This window comes from Aquamicrobium zhengzhouense (genome assembly GCF_016124105.1).
GTDB lineage: Bacteria > Pseudomonadota > Alphaproteobacteria > Rhizobiales > Rhizobiaceae > Aerobium > Aerobium zhengzhouense.
Genome location: NZ_JADGMQ010000021.1, coordinates 1 through 22,966 on the forward strand (window position 1 = coordinate 1; position 22,966 = coordinate 22,966).

Sequence of the window (22,966 nt, forward strand, 5' to 3'; positions counted from 1 at the left end):
GCCGACAAAGGTCGTCACCAGGATGATCGCCAACGCAATCGCCGAAAGTGACGTCAAGAAGCGCACCGCCCATTCGACCGGAGTCGAATGGGACAGGCCCTCTTTGCGTTGGGTTTCCGTTACCGGATCGTTAGTCATTCTTCAGCGCTTCAACGTAGGCGCGGGCGCCTGCGCCTGACGCCTCGACCTCAGCGACGACTTCCTCGACTACAGGGGCAGAAGCTGCGTTGAACTTGGCAATCTCCTCATCGGAGAGGGTGATGACCTCTTTGCCTTCGGTCTTGGCAAAGGCGTCGAGCGCACTTACGGCAACTTCCGCCCACGCCCTGTGGCCATTGCGGGCAGCGTCCTTGCCGGCTTCAATTACGGCCTTCTGGTGCTCTTCCGAAAGCTCGTTGAAGCTGTCGCTGTTCATGACAAGGAAGAACTGCGAGATCGCCGTATCCATGCCAACGGTGATGCTCTTCGTTACTTCAGCCAGTCGGAAAGCGGTGAGCGTGGTGGCGTCGATCATCGCACCGTCGATCACGCCGGTCTGCATCGAATTGTAGACGTCTGGTGCCGGCATCGAGACCGGCACGCCGCCCCAGGCTTCAACGACCAGACCTGCGTTGCGCGATGGCACGCGGATCTTCATGCCCTTGAGGTCTTCGAGCGTGCGGATCGGTTTGTTGGCCGAGAACAGAATGTTCGGCTGGTTGTTCCACAACGCCAGCAGCTTCACCCGTCGGTATTCCTGATCGAGCAGGTCCTGCGCGGAAATGATCTTTTCGGTGCCGGTTTCGGCATCGATGACGCCGGGCAGTTCACCGAGAAGGGTCAGCGGGAAGGTCGAAGCGGTATAGCCAGGCAGGCTGAAGACGATATCGGCAACCCCGTCAACAGCGCGGTTATACTGTTCAGCAGGACCGGGTCCAAGTTCGCCACCCATATAGGTCTTGACGGTGACTTCCCCGTTTGTAGCCTGGGCGATGGCTTCGCCCAGCGGCTTGTAGACCTTTTCCAATGCGAAATGTGTTGGCGGTTGGAAGTCAGCCAGCTTCAGTTCCTTCGCCAAAGCGCCTGATACCGACAACAACCCGACGGCTACCGTCGCAAAAAGTGCAGACTTGAACATGTAAGGTTTCCTCCAAGGGCCTTGCGTCGATTTATCCCCCCGGCGCAAGGCGCATCCTGTTCTAAAGTTAGTGCAATTCTCCTGCCATCCAAAATACTTCTAGACACCCAAATTGAGATGGCTAAGTCAATAAGAGCCACCGAAGTAAGACATGCAAGCGTTGCCCAAAAAGCCGCGTGCGAAAAACAAAGAATCAATGGTGGCGTTGTCCATTCTTATGGTCATTTCGGCGCGGCACGATTGGCGGCGTTGGCGAGGGTGGCAGTTGCTTGATTACTTCCACGCCAAACATGCTTGCGGAGCAAAGGGTGCGGATGCTCGACAAACTTGTCGCGACGCGAAGAGTAGCCTTATTTGGGGGACGAGGGCGGAGAGCGAATGTCGCGCAAAATGAAGCGGGGATCGTCCCGTTAAAGAAGCGCCACGCCACTCTGTGGCGCGGTTTTCTCTAAGAATGCGTATCTGGGCATTCTGGTCTGGCATCCCCATCGTCCGGCTGGCCAGGTAACTACAGCTTCATCAAAATTCGTCCCAGCTGCCTGCATCGTCACTTTGCCGTGCAGCGAATATCGGATTGCTGCGCTGACGCATCGTTCGTCAGAATAAATCTTGTTCGCTTTGCGCTGTTCTGCGCGGCAATGGAGCCGATGACGAACGAGCGTCGTGGCTCGGCTCTTCGCCGCCAATCCGCCTGTTACCTGGTTGCCTAGGGCTGACGCAGTAGCAACGTGACCAGTTCTGCCTGCCGGCTGGTGCGGGTCTTTTGGAAAATGTTGCGCATGTGGAACGCGACAGTGGTGCGCGAGATATTGAAGCTGTCCGCAATCTGGGACAATTGCCTTCCCTCCACGAGGGCGAGGACGATACGGGTTTCCGATGCTGTGAGGCCGAATGAAGCAGCAGCTGTCGCTGCACCAGCAGAGGGATCGACCGACGGAAAGGACGAGCGAATGCGCTCAATCTGGCGCAGGCGGGCCCCAACGGTCGCGAGCAGCAGGTCGTAGTCGATCGGCTTGACCAAATAGTCATCTGCGCCAAGACGCTTGCCTTCCACGACTTGCCGTGGATCACCGAGCGCCGTCAGAAATACGAACGGAATGTCGGAAAAACCGGCCCCCTTCGCGTGAACCGCTTTCAAAACCTCATAGCCGTCGCGGCCAGGCATCGAAATATCGCACAGGATCAGGTCAGGACGGGTTGTGTTCAAAAGCTCAAGCGCTTGGTTTCCATCAGACGCTTCAATGGCAACATAGCCAGCTTCGACCAGCTCGTCCGTGATATCGCGGCGCAGGGCGTCTTCATCCTCAATGCACAGAACTACAGCGCGGTTGTTTCTCAGGCTCACGGATTGGCTGTTCATGCTGGTTCCGAGTGGGATAAGGGGGCTTCGTCTTTTGCCGTCACGGTGGTTGCACAAGGAAGGTCGAGGACGAAGGTGATCCGGTCGTCTTCACCTCTTTCGATCCGTACATCGCCCTCCTGCATCCTTGCGAGCGTCCGGGCTATGTAAAGCCCAATGCCGATGCCTGGACGTCCCTCCGCATTCGTTCCGCGAAAATACCGCTCAAAAACGACATTCGGGCCGTCTTGCCGGTCGAGGGCTCCCTGGTTGCTGACGGCGCATTCAACGCGGCAATTTTTCGTTTCCACGGAGACGTCGATCGTTGTCCCAAGGGGCGAATATTTCACCGCATTCGACAAGAGATTGGTGAGAATGTTCTCCGCGTGGACCGGGTCGCAATGGGCAATCGCTGCATGTCCTTCCACGGGGATAACTTCGATCTTTCGATCAGGCGTTTGTTCGGATTGTCGAAGGCAGAGATCATAGACCAATTGCCCGAGATCGCATGGTTGGATGCGTATCTCGATCTGACCGGCATCGAGCCGTGCGGAATCGAGTGTGCTCTCGACCAGTTTGGTCAGCCGCTCTATCGCCTGTCGGGCATTGCTCCCGCGCTGCAGAACCTCGTCCGGAGTAAGATTGTTGCGCCGCCTCATCAGCCTCTGGAGCGCAGAATCGATGATTGCGAGCGGTGTGCGGAACTGGTGTGAGACCATCGTGCCGAAATTTCGATACAGCTCTGCGGTCGCCCGCTCGCGCGTCAGGGCCGCGTCGAGTTCCTGAGTGCGCTCCTGCACAAGTTGCTCCAGCCGGTCGCGATGATCGGCAATCGCTCTTTGCGCTGCGCGCCGTTCTGTGACGTCGGATATCAGCAGGATTGAACCAACGATCCGCTCGCCATCGCGCAGTGAAAAGCAGCGTAGATCGACATAGAGCGCATCGGATTGACCGGGTAGGAAGAAGGGCTGGTCCAGCAATGCCGCAGATTGACCCGCAAGCGCTTCGCCGATTGCCTGTTCGATCCTTCCGATCTGGAAGAAGCCCGAAACGTCGGCCAGCCTGTGGCCGATTGTTTTGTCGACAGTCACGCCAAACAAACGCTCCGCAGCCTCGTTCCATACGGTGCAGCAGCGCTCCTTATCGACCGCGATAATGCCTTCGCTGCTGGAGCCTATCAGTAGTTCTGAGAACGCCTTCTCCTTGTTCAGAAGCCGCGTACGTCTTCTCGCCTCGCGTATCGCCAGCAGGAAGTGGATGAAAAGTGCGGCGCCCGCCAGAGCGATGCCTGCCAGCGAGACGATGATGTGCCAAAGCTGGTCCCGCGAGATATCGAGCTTGTTGCCCAAATCATCCCATTCCGCGACCATAGCCTTGTTGGCAGCCTGACCCAGCATGGCGTTGTACGGCGCGAGTAGGCCGTGCAAGCGCTCGATGTCCGGTATTTCGGGGGAGCCGATCAATCCGGCAAGTTCGGGAAGAACGTTGCGAAAGTCGCGCAGTGCATTGGCGAAGCCGAGTTGCTCCATTCGACGACGTTGCGGACCGTCATCGAGCAAGGAAAATCGGCTCAGGAATACGTTGTAGCGCAACCGCAGTTCAGGCTGATCCGCGTAGTCGGCGGTGCTTGTCGCAGCCGCCTCGCTTAACTGGAGGCTCGCAAGATGCGCACGCGAGATCACCCACAACATGTTCTGTGTCGCCTCAATGCGCATGTCGCGCTCGACCTCGGACAGGCGGGTCAGCGAATACGCCAGCAGGACGATGAAAACGGCGATCGTCAGGATCGGCAGCGCGACGCCCAGCAATGCGCGCGTGGTCCAGTTCATCTGATGTCGAGCCGCTGCAATTGCCACACCCAGCGGTAATCGTATCTTATGTCTTTAAGTGCGGCATGCTGATCGCGGGGATAGACAATCCATAGCGGCCCCTTGTCCGAGGAAAGGAGCGGCTCGCCATCCATCTCATAGGCCACCAGCACGTCATACCGGTCGAATTCGTTGATCTCGATTTCTATCATGTAATCGTTGAGCGCTGTTGCGATCACGGTGGAACCGTGCGCGCCGACGTGAGCCAGCAGGTCGCGCATCAAGAAGCCGCCGAAACGGCGCACCCCATCGGTAACTGCCGTTGACGTCTCCAGGCGGGCGGATGGAAGCGCCTTCAGCATCTCCATGTCGAAATACGCTGCGCCGTCGATATTGGTCCTCGAGATCCCGCCGCGTACTTCGAGCACGAATGGGCCTTCGGGGATGGCCAGCATTGACGAATCTCGTGCAATGGAAGGTGTTTGGATGCAAACGGCAGCCACAATTGCGGCAAGGAGAAGTCCACGCAAGTTGACCCTCAATTTTTCTAAATCTATCGCGTCTGGATAGATCGTAGCAGATTATAGCGAGATTTCCCGACATTTCCCCGTTCATTTGAACGGGGCGCGTTTGCTTTCACTTTGCTAGATTTCATGATGCCAAGGCAAGGGTGGGAGGAAGTATGTGGGATTTTAGCACCGTCCGCGCGCTTGCGATGATGGGACGGACCATGCCTTTCATCGTGCTGCGCGCGGCAGTCTATTTTGGTATTGCAGTCGGCTACGTGCTGGTGACGGGAGTGGGGGCCGGAATCGGCTATGGCCTCGGCAGCTTCAGTGACGAGGGGTTCCAGGAAAGTTCATCGCTCTGGGGTGGCGCGATCGGCTTCAGCGTCTTCGGTGTCGTCATGTACTGGTTGCGCGAGTACACCCTTTACATCGTCAAGGCGGGTCATATCGCAGTCTTGGTCGAACTCATCGATGGCAAGCAATTGCCGGAGGGACGAGGCCAGATCAGTCATGCAACGACCGTGGTTAGGGAGCGTTTCGTTCAGGCTTCGGCCCTGTTCGCGCTCGATCAACTGGTCAAAGGCGTGATCCATACCATCACCGGGCTGGCGCGAGGCATCCTGTCGATCCTCCCGCTGCCCGGCGTCAGGCAGATAATGTCTCTCCTGCAAGCATTCCTGCGGATCGCCGTTGGCTTCGTCGATGAGGTGATCCTCGCCCACGCCATCCGGGCACGCTCGACCGACACCTGGCGCTCGGCGCGGGAAGCTCTGGTGCTCTACGGCCAGAACTGGAAGACGATGCTGAAGAACGCCGCCTGGCTGACGCTGTTCGTCTATGGCCTGTCGTTCGCCGTCTTTCTCGTCGTGCTCGCGCCGGCCGCGGCCTTCGCCTACATGCTGCCCGGCGCATGGACGGCGGGTGGCTTTGTGTTCGCGCTGCTTTTTGCGTGGAGCGTCAAGGCAGCATTCCTTGAGCCCTTCGCCATCGCCTGCATGATGCAGGTCTACTTCCGTACCACCGAGGGACAGCAGATCGATCCTGAATGGGACGCGCGGCTCGAACAAATGTCTTCGCATTTTCGCAAGATCAAGTCTCGCATCCTCGGCGGTGGCACCGCGGGCAAAGCGCATAGTGGAGCACCCGCATGAAAGGTCTTCTGATGGCTGTTCTAGGCACATTCGCCATCGGAACGGCTTCGCTTGCCCCCGCACTTGCGCAGGACAAGCCGGGCACCATTCTGGTGCTCGATGCTTCCGGCTCCATGTGGGGCCAGATTGACGGCGTGAACAAAATCGTCATTGCCCGAGAGGTTGTCTCCGGCATCCTCGCCGATTTTCCTGCGGACGAGCCGCTCGGCTTCGTCACCTATGGTCATCGCGAACGCGGACAGTGCTCGGACATCCAGACGGTCATCGAACCTGCGCCCGGAACTGCAAACGAGATCGTCAGGATCGTTGATGGACTGAACCCTCGCGGCATGACACCGATGACGGATGCGGTGATCGCGGCGGCACAATCGCTGCGTCATACGGAGCAGGTTGCGACTGTCATTCTCGTCTCGGACGGGATTGAGACCTGCAATCCGGATCCTTGCGCCGCCGCCCGCGAACTGGAGCGAGCCGGTATAGACTTCACCGCCCATGTGATCGGCTTCGACGTCAGGGGCGAGGCGGAAGCGCTGCTTCAGATGCAGTGCATCGCAAGCGAGACGGGCGGTCGCTTTCTTACTGCAGACAACGCGCAGGAACTGACAGAAGCGCTACAGCAGGTGGTCGCCGCGCCAGCAGCGCTTCCCTCGTCGACGGAACTGACACTGCGTGCAGTGATGGACGGTGAAGACGGGCCTCTTGTCGAAACTCCCATCACCTGGACCTTCAGCCTGGACGGAGAAAGCTTTGAGGTTGAGGGCAACCCGGGCCTGATCGAATTGCCTCCCGGGCCTTGGGAAGTCACCGGTTATCACGTCGCGTTGGAGCAGGAGCAATCGGCACAGCTTGCGATCGTGGGCAGGCAACCGCGTACCCATTCGATGGTGTTCGAGACGCCGGTTCCAACGGCTTCGCTTGTCGCGCCGGACAGTGCCGCAGCCGGGAAGGTGATCGAGATTGGCTGGAACGGCCCGGACGAGCCGAGTGACAACATCCAGATCGCCCATGTCGGGGGCCGATATATAGATTTTGCCTATACGCGGGACGGAAACCCGCTGCGTCTCCAGTTGCCCGCCGAGCCTGGAAACTACGAACTGCGCTACAGCCTGCGTGATCGCCACGTAATTCACACCAGGCCGATTGAGATAACGCCCATAGAACTGGACATTATTGCCCCGACAACTGCCTCTGCCGGTTCGGTGACCGAGATCGGCTGGGTCGGCCCGGCGGCTTCCGACGACAACATCCAGATCGGACCGGAAGGCGGCCGTTACCTCCACTACGCTTATGTCCGCGATGGAAACCCGCTGCGGCTCCAGATGCCTATCGAACCCGGCATGTACGAACTTCGCTACAGCTTCCAGGATCGCGAGGTGATCCATACCAGGCCGATTGAGATAACGCCGGTAGATCTCAACATCATTGCCCCTGAAACCGCCTCTGCCGGTTCGGTGATTGAGATCGGCTGGGTCGGCCCCGCGGCTTCCGACGACAATATCCAAATCGGACCGGAGGGCGGCCGTTACCTCCACTATGCCTACGTCCGCGATGGAAACCCGCTGCGGCTTCAGATGCCTATAGAACCCGGCACGTACGAACTTCGTTACAGTTTCCGGGATCGCGAGGTGATTCATACCAGGCCGATTGAGATAGCGCCCATAGATCTCAACATTGTTGCCCCCAAAACCGCGCCTGCCGGTGCGGTGATCGAGATCGGCTGGGTTGGCCCTGCGGCTTCCTACGACAATATCCAGATCGGGCGGGAAGGCGGTCGTTACCTCCACTATGCTTACGTCCGCGATGGAAACCCGGTGCGCCTCCAGATGCCTAGCGAACCCGGAACATACGAACTTCGGTACAGCTTCCGTGACCGGGAGGTGGTCTTTACCCGCACCATCACCGTGACTGAATGAGACGGGGGGAGCGTTGAAGAAATTAAAATCGGCACTGCTTGCCGTCCTGTGGATCACGACGGCTGTCGCGATCGCACCTGCACGGGCCGAAATCGACGGCCATGGCCCGGATGCGTGGCGTGTCACCTCGGTTTCGCCACACGACGTGCTCAATGCGCGCATGGGGCCGGGGACGAACTATCCGATAATCGAGACATTCGCTCACAATGAGCGTGGCATGCAGCAGATCACGTGTGTCCCGTTCTACACCCTTGCCCACTATGAACGGTTTACTCAGGCGCAGATTGACGCCCTGCCGCAACGCTGGTGCCTGATGCGTAATGCCGCGATGACAAAGGCGGGATGGGTCGCCCAGCGTTTCATCACGCCAGACGATTTGGCCGCCTCAGGTCCGGAAAGAGGTCCGGTGGAGGTTTTCAGCACCAGGCCTAGCGGGGCGGCGGGGTATTCGTCTGCTGGTGATGCCATTGTCGATGAGGCGGAGAGGCTTGTCCGGAGTCTTTACGATGCGCAGGCCTTGGCGGAACAAGGCCGGGGAGCTGATATGCTTCAAGGCGGTTTGGCCGCGAAATATTTCACCTCAGATGTGGTCGCGCTGATGCGTTCGGGCGTAGGCGCACATCCACTTTATGGTGGGCAGGATTTTGAGGGCTACGTCACTCGCATCGCGCCTGATCCAGATCTTCCCATGCTGCGGGGGATGATTACCATCAATGTCGATTTCACAAATTTCGGCCAGCCGCAGCGCGCTGCCTTTTATCTGCGCGCAGATACGACACAACCGGGCGCCCCCTTGCGCATATTCCGGATTGAGCACGATGGCTGGTCTATTCCGTAGAGGTGCGAAATGATCTTCTCGATGAATTGGACACCAAGGACTGGCAGAGAAGGTTTTGCGGTAACGCTATCTCTTTTGGCTGTCTTCGGCTGCTCACAGCCTGCATCTGCCGGCACTGGCACCGGGGTATTGGAGACATCGGCGGGCCCCTATGCCTTCACGCCGGTGATGTGCGCAATTTACAGGGAAGACGGCGTTGACGATATTGAGGTCGGCGGCCCAGGTACGGCACCGGATGGGGAGGAGTTCTACTTCCAACTGTCATCGACGGGGAACGAACTGACCGTCGACCTTGGCGTCAGTGGGCCTTTCGCTAGCGCTGACCGCAATCTCAGAGCCGGAAGATACGTGTCGCAGGAATTTGTCCTGGAGGTCATGGGCAGAACTATGATCGCCCCGTCTCTCGTCCTCGTTGATCAAAGTGGCAACACGGTCGATGACGACGCAATCCTCACACTCGATTGCGGCGGTTGATCACAAATCTGAAAGGCCAGCCAGATGCAAAGTGGTTTTTTCTCATATTTTTCATTGGCGATCCTGCTCGCTATGCCAGCGCTGGCGCAAGAAATGCCTGTTTACGAGGAGACTGGGACTATCGAAATCTCGTTTGGCAACGAGGGAATGACGTACTACACCACTTCGAATACTGTTTCGGCCGATCCTGGCCGCCAGGTGCACACCGCAAGCTGGCTGATTCTGGAGCCGCGTTTAATGGGCGGAGTGAACATCTCTCCCGACGACGTGTTCGTCGTAATTCAAGCGCGTGACAGCATCGAGCCGAGGGCCGGGCAGGCGACGATCCGGGTGGAAGTTTCGCTTGATCCGGACACGCTTCAGCTCAAGAAAAAGCCCGCGCCATCAATCCGCTTCTTCCCCAAAGGTGAGGATGACTTCTACGCCATGACCGATGGCACATTTGAAATCGACAGTGTCACCAGGATTGATGCCAACAATTTCTCTATCGTCGCCAGCGCACGCGGCGTGATGACTGGCCAGACTGGCGAGCCGGTCGTGCACAATCCTGATGACCCTGTAGATTTCAGCGCTCGCTTCGAGTTGCAGAGAGTGAGCAACCGAGGTGACGTGTCACTGCCTTGATCCGGTGACGAAAGGAGCGCCTACCGGGCAGTCCGAAAACGCGGAAATCGATCGAGAGGCTGTGTCCGCCGGTGACAAAATAGGTGAGGCAGAGCGCACCGCCTTTGTGGAAGACGAATACGAGCGGATCTTTCCAGGCTTTGGGGCGTGACGATCCAAACCTGGAGAACGTCCCTGACGCCGAGTTTCTAGGGTAGGGGCGGTTTTGCCATCACCAGGGCGACGTCTGGACGATGGACCAGTTCGTGACGACAGGCGTAGAGGCCGGGCCAGAGTTCATCGGCACCAGCGCCGCCCGGGTCACGCGCCGTGCCAACGTGTCTGCGCATGTTGCGAGATCGCCCGAGGTTCTAAAAGCCGTCGCCATAGATCATACGTCTCACCTCTTGCAGGGGATGAGCTATGTCTCGGCCTGCTTGGATCTTTGTTTGACATCGGCAGGAGAAACCCGTCGCTAGTATTTGTCGACCCTGCCGTTCTACATGCTGTCGCCAAGACATTTCGAAAATGCGCGCAGAAGTTTTCACGTTTCTCGTCTCGTGCCCCCACGTGCCTGCCATGCCGCAACACCCGGCATTGGGGACAGAGATCTCGGTTCCAAGAGCGTTGAATATCGCTGACCACTCGCCCTTGCTTTCGGGGCGCATAGTGCGCTCCGTGCAGTGCAACATAAGCGTCAGCGGGTTTGCTGTATGTTTTCTTTCTAGCGTGGATAGCTCAGATGTCCTCGCCGCCAGCCACTGTTGCGGAAGTTGCACGGGCACACCGCCGGGAGCGAGGTCGCGATACTCATCCTGATAGGTGAGGGTGGTCGCAGGCTCTATGCCAACGAGAGCAAACCCCTTCCTCTCGATCGCGTTCAAGGCATCCGCGTTGCGCCGAGCCTGGCGCTCGAACGCCTCGAGTTTGCCCAACACATGCAAGGGCTTGCCGCTGGGCCGGAATGGCATCAGGTAAGGGCTGTAGCCTAGCGTCTTCATGATGCGCGCAAGATCCAACACCAGCGCGGGCTCAAAGTAGCGGGTGAATGCATCGGGGACGATGATGACCGAGGTTTCCGGATCCGGAAGTGCCCCTACGCGTAATTGCTGCAAGCCCGCCCCCTGCATATCGTCGTGACGCAGTGGTTTTGGTAGTCGAGGCAGGTGGGTCAGCCCGAGCCCCTTAAGCAGCGGGGTGAAGGGGCCGTCCAGTCCCAAATTAGACAAGCTAGGAAAGCGTGACGCGATCGGCACGATCACCTCGAGGCCAGCCAGCAAAACGTCTCGCAACGGCCGCTTATGGCGGCTGTACCAGCTCTCCATGAACCTGGCACGGAAGCTGGGCACATCCACCTGCACCGGGCAGGCTCGGGCGCACGCCTTGCACGAAAGACATTCGTCCAGAGCGTGCTTCACGTCCCTCTCAAATTTGGGGTCAGCTTTTCCGTCTGGTCCCCCTTGTCGTAACCACTCGCGTACGAGAGCAGAACGTCCTTTCGGCGAGTTGCGACGGTCATTCGTGGCCTTGTAAGAAGGACACATGACGTCATTTTGCATCTGGTTAAAGCACGCGCCATTGCCGTTGCAGGAAACTGCGCCTTCAAACTCCTGACGCCGATGCTTGGGGATCTGGCGATCGGATGCTCCTCGGAGCGGAACCTCATCGATCTTGTGCAGCGGTGCGCCCCTCGATGAGGCGATCTTGCCAGGGTTAAGTTGATCGTTTGGATCGAACGCTCGCTTGATCTCTTCAAGCGCGGGGTAGAGCGATCCGAAGACCTGCGGCACGAACTCCGACCGGAAGCCCTTGCCGTGCTCCCCCCACAGAAGTCCGCCATATTTGCGCGCCAAGGCCTCAACCTGTTCGGTCACCCGCCGTACGAGAGGCTCATCCTCAGGATTTGTAAGGTCCAGAGCGGGGCGAACGTGGAGGACGCCGGCATCAACGTGGCCAAACATTCCATACTGAAGTTTCTCGCGGTCCAGAATGGCGCGGAATTCGCGGATGAAGGGCTCAAGGTTTTCAGGTGGAACAGCGCAGTCTTCGACAAACGGGACAGGCCGGCGGGCACCAGCAGTGCGGCCGAGCAGGCCGACAGCCTTCTTGCGCATTTCCGTAATCCGCGCGACGTCCGTACCGCGGGCCAGAGTGTAGCCGCGGCGCATCGACGGCGACTCCCTAAGCCGGGAGAGGGCAGCGTCTACGTGAGCTGCAATTTGTGCCTCATCGTCGCCGGCAAATTCGACAAGGTTTACGCCCTTCGCTCCGTGGTCGGGGAAGAACTGAGCCACTTGTTCCCAGATCGGATCCGCTTGGGCGAGGGAGAGGACGCGACTGTCGATGGTTTCCACGGCGGCCGCGCCGAGGCCGGCAAGCAACCGCGCCTCCGTTAAACCAGCCTGAAAATCGTCGTAGAAAATGTTGATCTGCTGCGAGACCTTCGGAATTGGAACGAGGTTGACTTTCGCCTCTGTGAGAAGCGCCAGGGTGCCTTCCGATCCACAAAGGACAGCTCTGGGGTCAATCTCCCCTTTTTCGTTAAGCAGATGGGCAAGGTCGTAGCCCGTGAGGAAGCGGTTCATCTTCGGGAACCGGTCTTCGATCAAGTCGGCATATTCGTGTGCGACGCGGCTAAGTGCATGAAGGATGTCACCCTCACGACCAGTGCCGTTGTCGATCTCGTTCAGCGAGCGCGGATGTGCATTGAAGGTCTCGCCACCGACCAGCACCGATTGTAACTCAAGAATGTGGTTGGACGTTTTCCCATAGAGGCACGATCCTTGGCCACAGGCGTCGGTTGAGATCATACCTCCGATCGTGGCGCGATTAGAGGTGGAAAGTTCTGGAGCGAAAAACAGGCCGAACGGCAGCAGAGCCTCGTTGAGCTTGTCCTTGATGACACCTGGCTGGACCCGCGCCCAACGTTCTTCCACGTTGATCTCAAGGATGGCGGTTAGATAGCGGGAGAATTCAATAACCAGTCCTCCGCCAAGCGACTGGCCATTCGTGCCGGTGCCTCCGCCGCGCGGGCGCACGACGATTCTGTCAAATTGGGGAAGGGCGAGAAGCTTTCCGATCAGCTGCAAGTCTTCCGTCGATTTCGGAAATGCGACGGCATCAGGAACAACCTGATAGATCGAGTTGTCGGTCGCCAGCACCTGACGCACGGAAGGCTCTTGGCTGAGGTCTCCGGCAAAGCCGTCCGCGCGTAACGCCGACAAAAAGGACGCGTAAAGATCCATCGCCAACTGATTCCAAGTTGGGCGGCAGTGTGCCGCCCGGCCTCGTTGTATTATTTGTTGAGCGAAAAACGCTGCTCCACGATCTCCGAGATCGCGTCTGGGAGATCCGTCTTGCTCAGGTCATGGGCTGGCGCTTTGCCTTGCTGCTCCTGAACGTCGGCAACCGCGTCAGCAAGCCGGCCAACGAAGCCCAGTTCATCATACGTCTTCGCGACCTCTCGCATTTCGGCTGCACGCCGGATGCCGTGACGCAACGTGCGCTCAAACATGTATTCGACGTTGTTTGGCCATCCGAGACCGGGGAAGGTGTCAGCTAGAGACCCCATGACACGATCGAGGCAGCCGGTCGCACGCGCGGCGAGCATGGTTTCGACGGTGATAGCCTCAAGCCCTTTGACGAATAGCGAGCGTACCATCTTGATAGCGGTGGCGGAGCCAACATCTTCGCTGACAGTCTCGAAGGCAAAACCGTGCGCCGCAAATATGGGCTCTAGCGACCTTGCGGTTTTTCCGGCCAAAAGTACCGGAGTTGCGTGGCCGCGCGGGTGGACGGGAGCCATCACCGCCATGTCGAGATATATCGCGCCGGTGGCTTCGACGAGGGACGCTGTTTCCTTTTTCCGACCGGGAGAAACGGAATTAATGTCGATGTAGAGTTGTCCCGGCTTCAGCGACGTGAGGGCCGATTTTGCTGCCTCAAGAGATTGATCGGCTGTCACAGCGGCGAAGATCCAGTCTGCTCCTTCGATCGCGGCTGCAGCTGACGCCTCGAATCGTAGGCCGCGGCTGCGCGCCTCGGACGAGACCGCCTCACTTTGCAGGATGTCATAAGCTGCGATAAAATCTGCCTCACCCGTCCCCTTCAGGGTGTCGGTGAAGGCGCGAGCAGCTTCTCCAAAGCCGATGAACGCGATTTTCATGAGAGTCCCTTGTCGTGAGTGCTGTGGAATGCCGGCGCGAGGGCCGCTTCTGGCATTACTGGCAAAAGCGATCCTGTTGGCGGAGTTGTGCACCCAAGACGCGGTCGAGACTTAATCGAAACTTGTCGAAGCGTTATAAGAAAAGCGAAATCGTCCTATTTTGGCGGCTGGAACCCTTCGATTTCCTCCATGAGCACTTCATAGAAATTCTTTAGAAAAAACAATTGTGTACTGCTCGGTAGCCAATCGTTTCGCATTGTTATGCCTATAGCGCGCCCTCCAATAGGAGCCTGAAAGCGCAAAGGGGTCAGCAGGCCCACACGCACTTCCAAGGCAACCTGCCTGACGGACAGGATAGCGACGGCGTCGCTTTCCAGGAGTACCGAACGCGTCAGCAGTGTTGACGGAGCTTCGATGCGAACTCGAGGACCTTTCGCGCGGCCTGCGAACAGAGAGTTCAGGGCGTTGCGGATCGGTGTGCCTTCTTGTTGCGCAACCCACTCGCACGCGGCCAAGTCGTCAATGGTGACATCTTTGCCGTCGAGTGGATGTCCCTTTCGGGCGATGATCGAGTATGGATCGGTGAATAGAAATGTCTCGACCACATCGCTGGTAGGTGCAGGATTTCTGATCGCTCCGATAAGCATGTCAGCTTCGCCTGATCGCAGGGCCTTGAGCATCGTGTCGTAAATGCCTTCGAGAACGACGAAGTCGAGTTCAGGCGCTTGTTTCTGAGTGCGGGCGATGGCCTTTCCCAGGATTGTTGAACGGACCATGGGCAGTGCTGCTATAAGGGTGCGGCCTTTCAATGAGCCGTCAGAGGCTTTGAGTTCCTCTTCTGCAGTTACAAGTTCGCGCAAGGCGAGCCTGAATTGCCTAGCCAGTTCTGTGCCTGTGCGATTTACAGCTAACCCTTGCGGGGTCTTGCTGTAGAGCTCATAGCCCAAATTACCCTCGATATCCCGGATCGCTCGGTGGAGAGCTGACACTGAAATGTTGTCCGCTTTCGCCGCCAGAAGCAGAGAGCCGTAGTGGCTCACGGAGATATGAGCAAAGATCTGAGCGGCGGTGAGCCGAGCGAGTATGGTGTTGGACTGCGTCAGGTTTGGCGCAACACTGCGCTCCGAGGCCCGGACTATCCCCCGCTGAAGCAGGCGGAAAAAGCGTGTGCATCTACGCCATAGAATCTTTCCTTCTTCGGTTGGCTGGCTGCCGCCAGTTCTCCGCAACAGAAGGGAAGCCTGGTAATGTTCCTCGAGCCGCATCAAGGCCTGTGAGATGGCCGGTTGCGCAACGTTGAGCTCTTTTGATGCAGCGTTCAGCGAGCCGAGCTCGCAGGCCGCGACGAACATTCTCAGGTGGCGTAGGTTGGGGAAGCTCGCAGGCCGTTTCATCAAAAGTTATATCGCATTTCGTGGCTTATATTATCGAGCCGCGCGGAACTCGGATCAATATGGTGCCGCTTTTTCTATATTCCGCCCCTTTATAAATACCCCCCGGAAATCGGCCGGTACGCGAAGGAGTGAAATATGATTGAGCGCGGAGGTGATAGGTCAAATATTTCCCGTTGCCGGTCAATATGAGCAGCCAGCTTCGTCTGGAAGGGCTTTAGGTCGAGTGTTGTTAGAATTCTAGACAACGATAAGGCATACCTATGCAAATATTATTAGACACTCTTTCTGTCCTGTTTTCCTTTTCGGGTATGCTTTCTATCGTCGCTGGTGTGGCGATCGGTATTGTCGTTGGTGCGCTGCCCGGTTTGGGTCCGTCGATTGGCATCAGTCTTCTGATCCCTTTCACCTATGCTATGACGCCCGAAAATTCTATGCTCCTCCTGATCTCGCTTTATATGGCGGCGGAGTATGGCGGTTCGGTATCGGCGATCCTGCTTTCAACCCCCGGTACAGCGGCTGCGGCTGCCACCACGATTGATGGTTTTGCTCTGACACAGCAGGGCAAGGCGAACAAAGCCTTGGCGGTGTCGCTTTCCGCTTCGACTGTAGGCGGGATTGTTGGTGGTATCGCGCTCTTGTTTTTGGCAATGCCACTATCCCAACTTGCATTGCAGTTCGGTCCTGCGAGCTACTTCGCCGTTGGTCTTTTCGGGTTGACCTCCGTGGCGGCGCTATCTGGAGGCTCTATTGTCAAAGGCCTCATCGGTGCCGCGTTTGGTCTGCTTCTAGCCTTCGTAGGCATCGATCCGATCAGTGGGATGCCAAGGTTCACCTTCGGTCAGATCGCGCTTTTTGAGGGCGTGCCGATGCTGACTGTTCTGATTGGCTTGTTCGCTGTTTCCGAAGGGTTTTTGCTTGCCGAGTCAGCGGGTAAGAAGTCTCGGCAGAGTGTCGCCAAGGGCGCGGTTCGCGCTGTTTACCTGACATTCAAAGAGTGGAAAGAATTGATCGGGACGATGGTGTCTGGCTCGATAATCGGCACCTTCCTTGGTATTTTGCCGGGTATTGGCGGCAATATCGCGTGCTGGGTGGCACGTGACTTCACCGTCCGCCGCAATCCAGGTCTGGAGTTTGGCAAGGGCGAGCCTCGCGGTATCGCTGCGCCTGAAGCGTCGAATAACGCTACAGTTGGTGGTGCGATGGTGCCGCTGCTCTCCCTTGGTGTACCGGGATCTCCGACTACCGCGGTGATCGTCGGCGCGCTCGTCCTGCACGGTCTGCGTCCGGGTCCTCAACTTTTCACCGAACAGCCCGTTCTCGTCTACACGATCTTGCTCGGGCTTCTGCTCGCGTGCCTCGTGATGTTTGTGATCGCGTCGCTGTCGCTTCCCTGGATGGCGCGCGTCGTGAACCTTCCGGACTCCGTGCTCGCAGCGGGTATCTTGGTGTTCGCGATCTTGGGCGCTTATTCCCTGCGCAATCTCGCATTCGACGTATGGCTGACCATTGGCTTTGGCGCGCTGGGCTATCTGATGAAGAAGCTCTCGTTCCCGGTGCCGCCTGTCGTGCTGGCTCTCGTCCTTGGCTACCTTGTCGAGACGAATTTTCGGACCGCGCTCGTAACCTCGCGCGGCTCTTACAGCATCTTCTTCACCGATCCCGTCTCGGTGATCTTCCTCGCCCTTAGCGTGGCAAGCATTGTCTATCCAATCTGGCGGGCCTGGCGTTCCAAGAACGCTAGTGCCGCCTAGCAAATTCACACGGAGGAAATATAATGACTTTCAATCTCAACCGTCGCGCGGTTCTCGCTGGTCTCGGCGCTGCTCCTCTGATCTTGCAGGTAAAGGGCGCGTTTGCGGCGAGCGGCTTTCCTGACAAAACGGTCAACCTTGTGGTGTGGGCCGGCGCTGGTGGTGCGTTGGATACCTACGGGCGCCAGCTTGCAGAGCTGCTGAACAAGGAAGCAGGATGGTCTGTTGCAGTTCAGAACCGTCCAGGCGGTTCGGGAGCGGTCGGCGTTTCGACCGTCATGACCCAGCCGGCTGATGGCTATAACATCCTCGTGTGCACGGGTACGCTGACGTTCGGCATCGCCCAGGGGCTGATCCCATTCAAGCTTGAGGACTTGCGTTATGTTCGCGCGATGCAGGCCGAGCCATCATCGGTCGCGGTTCGAGCGGACAGCGAATTCAAGACCCTCAACGACTTCGTGACCTACATGCGCGAGAACCCGAACAAGCTGCGTGTGGGTGGTCATGCGCCTGCAGGGTTCCACCAGTACATCCTCTATCAGCTGGCTCAGATGGGTGATTTCGAGGCAAGCTGGATCCCGCACGACGCGTCCGGCAAGGTTCCGCTTTCGCTGCTCGGTGACCACATGGAGGTTGCGGTCATGACGCCGTCCAGTGGCCTTGCTCAGGTTGAAAGCGGCGAGATCCGCTTGTTGGGCGTTTCGACGGAAGAGCGTTCCGAGTTCTTCCCGGATGTTCCGACCTTCAAGGAGCAGGGATTCGATATTGTGGACAGCGTCTGGCGCGGCATTGCCGTGCATGGACAAACTCCGGACGATATCGTCGCGGAAATCCAGAAGGCAATCGACAAGGTCGAGGCTTCCCAGACTTGGGTGGACTTCCAGGCGCGCGAAAAGCAGGAGAACATCAATCTTGCTGAAGACGCTTATACCGATCTGGTGAAGCGCCAACTGAGCCAGCAGACCGACTTCCTGAAGTCGATAGGTCTGGTTCAGTGACGGCAGCGGCTCAATCCGCAAAGAGTGGGAGTAGCACTGCCACTCTCCTCTTCGTTCAGAGGCTGATCATCGCTCTGGCTGCACTGGCGTGCTTTCTGGCGTTCTTCTGGATGTCGCGCCAGATGCCACCTGTGCGCGCGGCTGGCGACGTTGGAGCGGCCTTCCTGCCGTTGATCATGGCGTCGATTGGCTTCGGGCTCGCTCTCATTTACCTGTTTCAGGTGGTGACCGGCCGTGGCGAGGGCGACCGTCTCGCACATCCGATGGCGTTGGTGCTTCTCGTGCTCACGATCGCGACCGTCGCCTTAATCTATGGTGTCGGGATGCCAATCGCGATTGGTGCAGGGGCTGCTCTCATGGTCTTCGTCCTGGAGCGTGGAAAGGCGCCGTTCTGGGCCGCAGGAACGGGCATCGCGTTCTGGGCTCTGACCAAGTTCGGCTTTGGTATGCTTTTGGGTGTGCCGCTTTTGTGAGCCCTAGATTTCGAGTGAACGGGGGCTCTGTTCCCGTTCACTCATGCATCGACATTGCGCACATGCGCCAACGACGTTTCTCTCCGAGACCTCCGCGTCTCTATGCTTTCCCCGCCTTCGGCTCCGACATCAGTCCTTTCGCCAATGCGTAGCAGGCGAGGAGCAGGACGATTGTGAAGGGAAAGCCGGTGGAGACGGCTGCGGCTTGTAAGGCCGCCAAGCCGCCGCCCAAGAGAAGCGCTACAGCGACCAATCCCTCGAAGTCTGCCCAGAACACCCGTTGAGCGACGGGTGCGTCGACCTTTCCGCCGGCAATGATCGTGTCGATGACCAGCGAGCCGGAGTCGGACGAGGTGCAGATGAATACGATCACCAGGATGACGGCGACGAACGAGGTGATCGCTGACAAGGGCAGGTGCGACAGCATCGTGAATAGTTGAAGCTCAAGCGCTGCATCCGAAATGTCATTGAAGCCATCATTGACGAGGTTGATGGCTGTGCCGCCACCGGGCGCTGTCGGTCTCTCCTTCCGCCCCGCCGAGTGGTGCCCAATCCGTGCGCGCTCCGCCGCTCCCCTCAACGCCACCGAACGCCGCGTCAAAGTGGCCGAGTGGCTCAGCTACGCGACGATAACGAGGCCTGATATGGCGAAGACCGGATTGTGGACGTCGAAGGCCAATGTTCCGATGTTTCGCTGGACGTTGTCTTGTCCGACTTCGTAATTCGTATCGATGATGTCCGTCGGGCCTTCCGGCTCCGGAATGCCAGTCGTCTGCGGCTCAGTCATATTTGTTTCCCCTCATTCAGGCGGCGCGCCTGCAGCCTCCAAGTATCTCGAAGATAGCGGTTCCACCTATCGGCATAGGGCGTTTGAATGGATGCTCAACCTTAAGCCGAGTGTAACTGGGCGTGAGCGCCGACCAACGTGGTTCGACGTGGCGTCATCTCGGAATTGTTTTGGTGAACCTGAGCGCCGCCGGAGTTTTGTCTCGAAAGAGGTCGCCAGGTGGTCCGAATTTTGGTGAAACAAATGGATTGCCGATCGGTGTTTTGATTCAAGTGTTGCGTTAGGCGTCCATGCGACCTAACGTTGCCCTATGGAGCCTAAAATCATCCGCGAACGCCTGACTGCTTGCTACGACGCACTGCCGAGACAGATGCAGCAGGCGGCGCGGTATGTTCTGGATCACCCCGCTGATGTTCCGCTCTTGTCCATGCGCCGTCAGGCAAGGGAGGCAGGTGTGCAGCCGGCAACGATGACGCGCCTTGCAAAGCGGGTCGGTTTTGATGGCTATGAGGCGATCCGGGATATCTACGCCACCGCCCTTCGCGATCCGGTCCCGCAGACGTTTACCGCGAAAGGTGGAGCGCAGGTTCGGCGGCAATTGGTCGAGGGTGATCGAGCGCTGGCTCAGGACATGATCCACCGGCTGAGCCACCAGATGGCGGAACTGGCGACTGAAGCAGGGCTGGCGAGTCTTGAAGGGGCGGCCCAGACGCTCAGTTCAGCTAAGCGTATCTACTGCGTGGGTATGAGGTCCAGCTACGGCATTGCCTGGCAGTTTCACTACATGCTCTCGATGGTCGGCGACCGTTCGGTGCTGTTGGATGGACCTGGCGGTACAGCGATTGATGCGTTGGGACGCATCGCCCCGGGCGATGCGCTTCTGGCAGTGAGTGTCGCGCCCTACACCAAAGTGACCGTCGAGCTCGCCCAGTGGGCCGCTGCCAGGGGAGCCACGCTTGTTGCGGTGACCGATAGCGCCGTCTCTCCATTGGCCCGCACCGCGCAGAACGTCATAGTTGTTCCGATCGACAGTGCATCGTTTCTGCACACGATGGCCCCCGCATTTGTTGTCGCGGAGATATTGGGCAGCCTCATTGCGGGCCACCTGGGCGATGAGGCCCTGAGCGCTCTGAAGCGTTTCGACGCTGACGCCGAGAGCCTTGCCATTCATCTTCAATCTTCCCGAACGCGAAAGACAGCCAAGTCATGACCCGTCTCATGCATCGTTCGTTGCTCACGAAGCCGCCTGTTGCTGTCGTAGCAAGAGGAGTCGAAATCTTCGACGCGGATGGGCGCGCTTATATTGATGCTTCGGGTGGTGCAGCGGTGTCGTGCCTTGGTCATGGGCACCCTGCGGTACTCGAAGCGCTGCACAAGCAACTAGATCGCATCGCCTATGCACATACCGGGTTCTTCACGACCGAAGCGGCGGAGCGTCTGGGCGAACGCTTGATTCACGATGCCCCGGATGGCCTTGAGCACGTCTACCTCGTGTCGGGTGGATCGGAGGCTGTCGAGGCCGCACTGAAAATGGCCAGGCAATATTTTGTTGAAATTGGACAGCCGCAACGTCGTCATGTGGTTGCTCGACGTCAGAGCTATCACGGCAATACGCTTGGTGCTCTGGCGGCTGGCGGTAATGAATGGCGTCGCGAACAATTTCGCCCTTTGCTGATCGAGACGCATCATATCGATCCTTGTTACGCCTACCGCTTCCAACAGGAAGGGGAGAGTGATGAGGGCTACGCCGCACGTGCTGCGGGGGCGCTTGAGGAGAAACTGCTTGAGCTGGGGCCCGAGACAGTCATGGCATTTGTCGCCGAGACCGTCGTCGGTGCAACAGCAGGCGCGGTGCCTCCAGTTGCCGATTATTTCCGCCGGATACGCGAGATTTGTGACCGCTACGGTGTTCTGCTTATCCTGGACGAGGTCATGTGCGGAATGGGACGCACAGGTACGTTGCACGCGTGCGAGCAGGAGAACATTTCACCGGATCTGATGACGATCGCGAAGGGCCTCGGGGGTGGTTTTCAGCCGATTGGTGCGGTGCTCGTCTCAGGGGTGATCTACGATGCGATACGCCAAGGCACCGGGTTTTTCCAGCACGGTCACACCTATATGGGGCACCCTATGGCGGCAGCCGCTGGCTTGGCTGTCCAGGAGGCGATTCATCAAGAGGGCCTGCTCGAGAATGTCAGAAACATGGGGGCATTGCTTGAACAAAGGCTGCGCGCCCGGTTTGGCAACCACCACCATGTCGGCGATATCCGTGGCCGAGGTCTGTTCTATGGCATAGAGCTCGTTGCAGAACGAGCAACCAAAAAGCCGTTCGTACGAGAGAAGAAAGTAAATTCGGTGATAAAGAGGGAGGCAATGGCGCGTGGTCTTATGGTTTATCCAATGGGTGGAACCATAGATGGTGCGAATGGTGATCACGTGTTGCTTGCGCCGCCATTCATCGTATCGGAAGGTGACATCGAACAAATTGTGGTTCGTCTTGGCGATGCCCTTGAGGCAGCGCTAGGGTCATAACGAATACTCTGCGTCCTTAGCGGAAGAGTTTGGACGGAAGTGGGAGTAACCAGACGAGCGGCGATGAGCGTCGCTCGAATAGATCGTGCTTAACAGGGAGGTGCACTTATGAAACGTCAATCAGCATTGGGCTTTGGTTTGGTCGCAGCAATGTTTGCGTCCATGGCCGCTGGGACGGCGTCGGCGCAGGATCAGCGCTTCGTGTCCGTCGGTACGGGTGGCGTCACGGGCGTCTATTATCCAGTTGGAGGCGCAATCTGCCGTTTGATGAATCAGACGCGGCGCGATCACGGTATTCGGTGTTCCGTGGAATCCACGGGGGGCTCCGTATTCAACGCCAATGCAATCAAGGGCGGCGATCTGGAATTCGGCATCGTTCAATCTGACGTGCAGTACAATGCTTCAAAGGGCGAGGCTGGATTTGCCGACGGCGGGCCGCACGAGAAGTTGCGCTCTGTCTTCTCGCTGCACGCCGAACCTCTCACGGTCGTTGCACGTGCCGACGCAAACATCACCGATTTCGATGGTCTCAAAGGTAAGCGCGTCAATATCGGCAACCCGGGCTCCGGCCAACGAGCCCTCATGGACCTGCTGATCGCTGAGAAGGGCTGGACGAACGCGGATTTCGCTTTGGCGGGTGAACTTGCTCCGGCCGAGCAAAGCTCACAGCTGTGCGACAACAATATTGATGCTTTCGCTTACACCGTGGGTCACCCCGCCGGTGCAATTCAGGAAGCGACGACAACCTGCGACTCCCGCATCATACCTGTTGAAGGTGAAGCAGTGGAGAAGCTGGTCAGGGAGCGTCCTTATTATTTCGAAGCCGTCATTCCCGGCGGCATGTACAATGGCAATCCGGATGACGTGAAGACATTTGGCGTTGGCGCGACGGTCGTCACGTCCGCTGACGTTCCAGACGATGTTGTCACAGCTTTTGTCGACGCCGTGTTCAAGGACTTTGACGCGTTCAAGAGCTTGCACCCGGCACTGGCCAACCTCAATCCAGAGGACATGGCGAACCAGGGCAACTCTGCGCCGATGCACCCCGCGGCAGAGGCATATTTCAAGGAAAAGGGGTGGCTCAACTAAGCAGCTCACAATGACCCGACGGGGG

At 58.2% G+C, this 22,966-nt stretch carries 20 protein-coding genes and 1 pseudogene; 11 read left to right on the forward strand and 10 right to left on the reverse strand.

Features of this window, described 5'->3' with window-relative positions:
* Positions 1 to 130: 130 nt before the first annotated feature.
* From IOD40_RS18705 to IOD40_RS18720, 4 genes are all read right to left on the reverse strand, one after another.
* On the reverse strand, positions 131 to 1,117 hold the full coding sequence (locus IOD40_RS18705; protein WP_198478226.1) for a TRAP transporter substrate-binding protein: 987 nt from the start codon (positions 1,115 to 1,117) through the stop codon (positions 131 to 133).
* Between the two features lie 706 nt (positions 1,118 to 1,823).
* Positions 1,824 to 2,477 (reverse strand): response regulator transcription factor, encoded by a 654-nt coding sequence (locus IOD40_RS18710; RefSeq protein ID WP_198478227.1) that lies wholly within the window; start codon positions 2,475 to 2,477, stop codon positions 1,824 to 1,826.
* Complete coding sequence (locus tag IOD40_RS18715; protein WP_198478228.1) at positions 2,474 to 4,285, reverse strand: sensor histidine kinase; 1,812 nt, start codon at positions 4,283 to 4,285, stop codon at positions 2,474 to 2,476. The genes IOD40_RS18710 and IOD40_RS18715 overlap by 4 nt, the downstream gene beginning before the upstream one ends.
* A complete protein-coding gene (locus IOD40_RS18720) occupies positions 4,282 to 4,719 on the reverse strand; it encodes a molybdopterin-dependent oxidoreductase (protein WP_198478229.1) in 438 nt (145 codons plus the stop codon). The genes IOD40_RS18715 and IOD40_RS18720 overlap by 4 nt, the downstream gene beginning before the upstream one ends.
* A 227-nt stretch (positions 4,720 to 4,946) precedes the next feature.
* On the opposite strand from IOD40_RS18720, the gene IOD40_RS18725 reads away from it, so the two are divergent.
* The 5 genes from IOD40_RS18725 to IOD40_RS18745 are packed head-to-tail and all read left to right on the forward strand — an operon-like array spanning position 4,947 to position 9,773.
* Positions 4,947 to 5,924, forward strand: a complete 978-nt coding sequence (locus tag IOD40_RS18725) for a hypothetical protein (RefSeq protein WP_198478230.1) — start codon at positions 4,947 to 4,949, stop codon at positions 5,922 to 5,924.
* Positions 5,921 to 7,837: a vWA domain-containing protein gene (locus tag IOD40_RS18730; protein ID WP_198478231.1), complete on the forward strand. Its 1,917-nt coding sequence runs from the start codon at positions 5,921 to 5,923 to the stop codon at positions 7,835 to 7,837. Before IOD40_RS18725 ends, IOD40_RS18730 begins: the two co-directional genes overlap by 4 nt.
* 13 nt (positions 7,838 to 7,850) lie before the next feature.
* Positions 7,851 to 8,675, forward strand: coding sequence for an SH3 domain-containing protein (locus IOD40_RS18735; protein ID WP_198478232.1), 825 nt, complete (start codon positions 7,851 to 7,853; stop codon positions 8,673 to 8,675).
* A 21-nt stretch (positions 8,676 to 8,696) separates the two neighbouring features.
* The gene (locus IOD40_RS18740; RefSeq protein WP_198478233.1) at positions 8,697 to 9,149 is read left to right on the forward strand and encodes a hypothetical protein; all 453 of its coding nucleotides are present in this window, start codon (positions 8,697 to 8,699) and stop codon (positions 9,147 to 9,149) included.
* Positions 9,150 to 9,203: 54 nt separating this feature from the next.
* Positions 9,204 to 9,773 (forward strand): GspH/FimT family pseudopilin, encoded by a 570-nt coding sequence (locus IOD40_RS18745; protein ID WP_210336979.1) that lies wholly within the window; start codon positions 9,204 to 9,206, stop codon positions 9,771 to 9,773.
* 188 nt (positions 9,774 to 9,961) lie between these two features.
* Here IOD40_RS18745 and IOD40_RS18750 read toward each other — a convergent pair whose 3' ends face one another.
* The 4 genes from IOD40_RS18750 to IOD40_RS18765 form a co-directional block, all read right to left on the reverse strand.
* Positions 9,962 to 10,102 carry a hypothetical protein gene (locus tag IOD40_RS18750; protein ID WP_198478235.1) on the reverse strand — a complete coding sequence of 47 codons (141 nt, stop codon included), beginning with the start codon at positions 10,100 to 10,102 and terminating at the stop codon, positions 9,962 to 9,964.
* A gap of 21 nt (positions 10,103 to 10,123) precedes the next feature.
* The gene (locus tag IOD40_RS18755; RefSeq protein WP_198478236.1) at positions 10,124 to 12,997 is read right to left on the reverse strand and encodes an FAD-binding and (Fe-S)-binding domain-containing protein; all 2,874 of its coding nucleotides are present in this window, start codon (positions 12,995 to 12,997) and stop codon (positions 10,124 to 10,126) included.
* Between the two features lie 50 nt (positions 12,998 to 13,047).
* Positions 13,048 to 13,917, reverse strand: coding sequence for an NAD(P)-dependent oxidoreductase (locus IOD40_RS18760; RefSeq protein ID WP_198478237.1), 870 nt, complete (start codon positions 13,915 to 13,917; stop codon positions 13,048 to 13,050).
* Positions 13,918 to 14,072: 155 nt separating this feature from the next.
* Positions 14,073 to 15,311, reverse strand: a complete 1,239-nt coding sequence (locus IOD40_RS18765) for a LysR substrate-binding domain-containing protein (RefSeq protein WP_198478238.1) — start codon at positions 15,309 to 15,311, stop codon at positions 14,073 to 14,075.
* A gap of 260 nt (positions 15,312 to 15,571) precedes the next feature.
* Between IOD40_RS18765 and IOD40_RS18770 the strand changes: the two genes are divergently transcribed.
* Genes IOD40_RS18770 through IOD40_RS18780 form a run of 3 tightly spaced genes read left to right on the forward strand, consistent with a single transcriptional unit; the run spans position 15,572 to position 18,533 of the window.
* Positions 15,572 to 17,062, forward strand: a complete 1,491-nt coding sequence (locus IOD40_RS18770) for a tripartite tricarboxylate transporter permease (RefSeq protein WP_198478239.1) — start codon at positions 15,572 to 15,574, stop codon at positions 17,060 to 17,062.
* Between the two features lie 23 nt (positions 17,063 to 17,085).
* Positions 17,086 to 18,060 (forward strand): Bug family tripartite tricarboxylate transporter substrate binding protein, encoded by a 975-nt coding sequence (locus IOD40_RS18775; RefSeq protein WP_198478240.1) that lies wholly within the window; start codon positions 17,086 to 17,088, stop codon positions 18,058 to 18,060.
* On the forward strand, positions 18,057 to 18,533 hold the full coding sequence (locus IOD40_RS18780; protein ID WP_198478241.1) for a tripartite tricarboxylate transporter TctB family protein: 477 nt from the start codon (positions 18,057 to 18,059) through the stop codon (positions 18,531 to 18,533). Before IOD40_RS18775 ends, IOD40_RS18780 begins: the two co-directional genes overlap by 4 nt.
* 100 nt (positions 18,534 to 18,633) lie before the next feature.
* Here the strand turns inward: IOD40_RS18780 and IOD40_RS18785 are convergent.
* A pseudogene (locus IOD40_RS18785) lies at positions 18,634 to 19,038 on the reverse strand (BCCT family transporter); the annotation flags it as partial.
* Between the two features lie 114 nt (positions 19,039 to 19,152).
* Positions 19,153 to 19,320 (reverse strand): hypothetical protein, encoded by a 168-nt coding sequence (locus IOD40_RS18790; RefSeq protein ID WP_198478242.1) that lies wholly within the window; start codon positions 19,318 to 19,320, stop codon positions 19,153 to 19,155.
* 310 nt (positions 19,321 to 19,630) lie between these two features.
* Here IOD40_RS18790 and IOD40_RS18795 point away from each other — a divergent pair, with 310 nt between their 5' ends.
* From IOD40_RS18795 to IOD40_RS18805, 3 genes are all read left to right on the forward strand, one after another.
* Positions 19,631 to 20,530: a MurR/RpiR family transcriptional regulator gene (locus tag IOD40_RS18795; protein ID WP_198478243.1), complete on the forward strand. Its 900-nt coding sequence runs from the start codon at positions 19,631 to 19,633 to the stop codon at positions 20,528 to 20,530.
* Positions 20,527 to 21,852, forward strand: a complete 1,326-nt coding sequence (locus IOD40_RS18800) for an aspartate aminotransferase family protein (protein ID WP_198478244.1) — start codon at positions 20,527 to 20,529, stop codon at positions 21,850 to 21,852. Before IOD40_RS18795 ends, IOD40_RS18800 begins: the two co-directional genes overlap by 4 nt.
* A 108-nt stretch (positions 21,853 to 21,960) precedes the next feature.
* The gene (locus tag IOD40_RS18805) at positions 21,961 to 22,941 is read left to right on the forward strand and encodes a TAXI family TRAP transporter solute-binding subunit (RefSeq protein ID WP_198478245.1); all 981 of its coding nucleotides are present in this window, start codon (positions 21,961 to 21,963) and stop codon (positions 22,939 to 22,941) included.
* Positions 22,942 to 22,966: the final 25 nt, after the last annotated feature.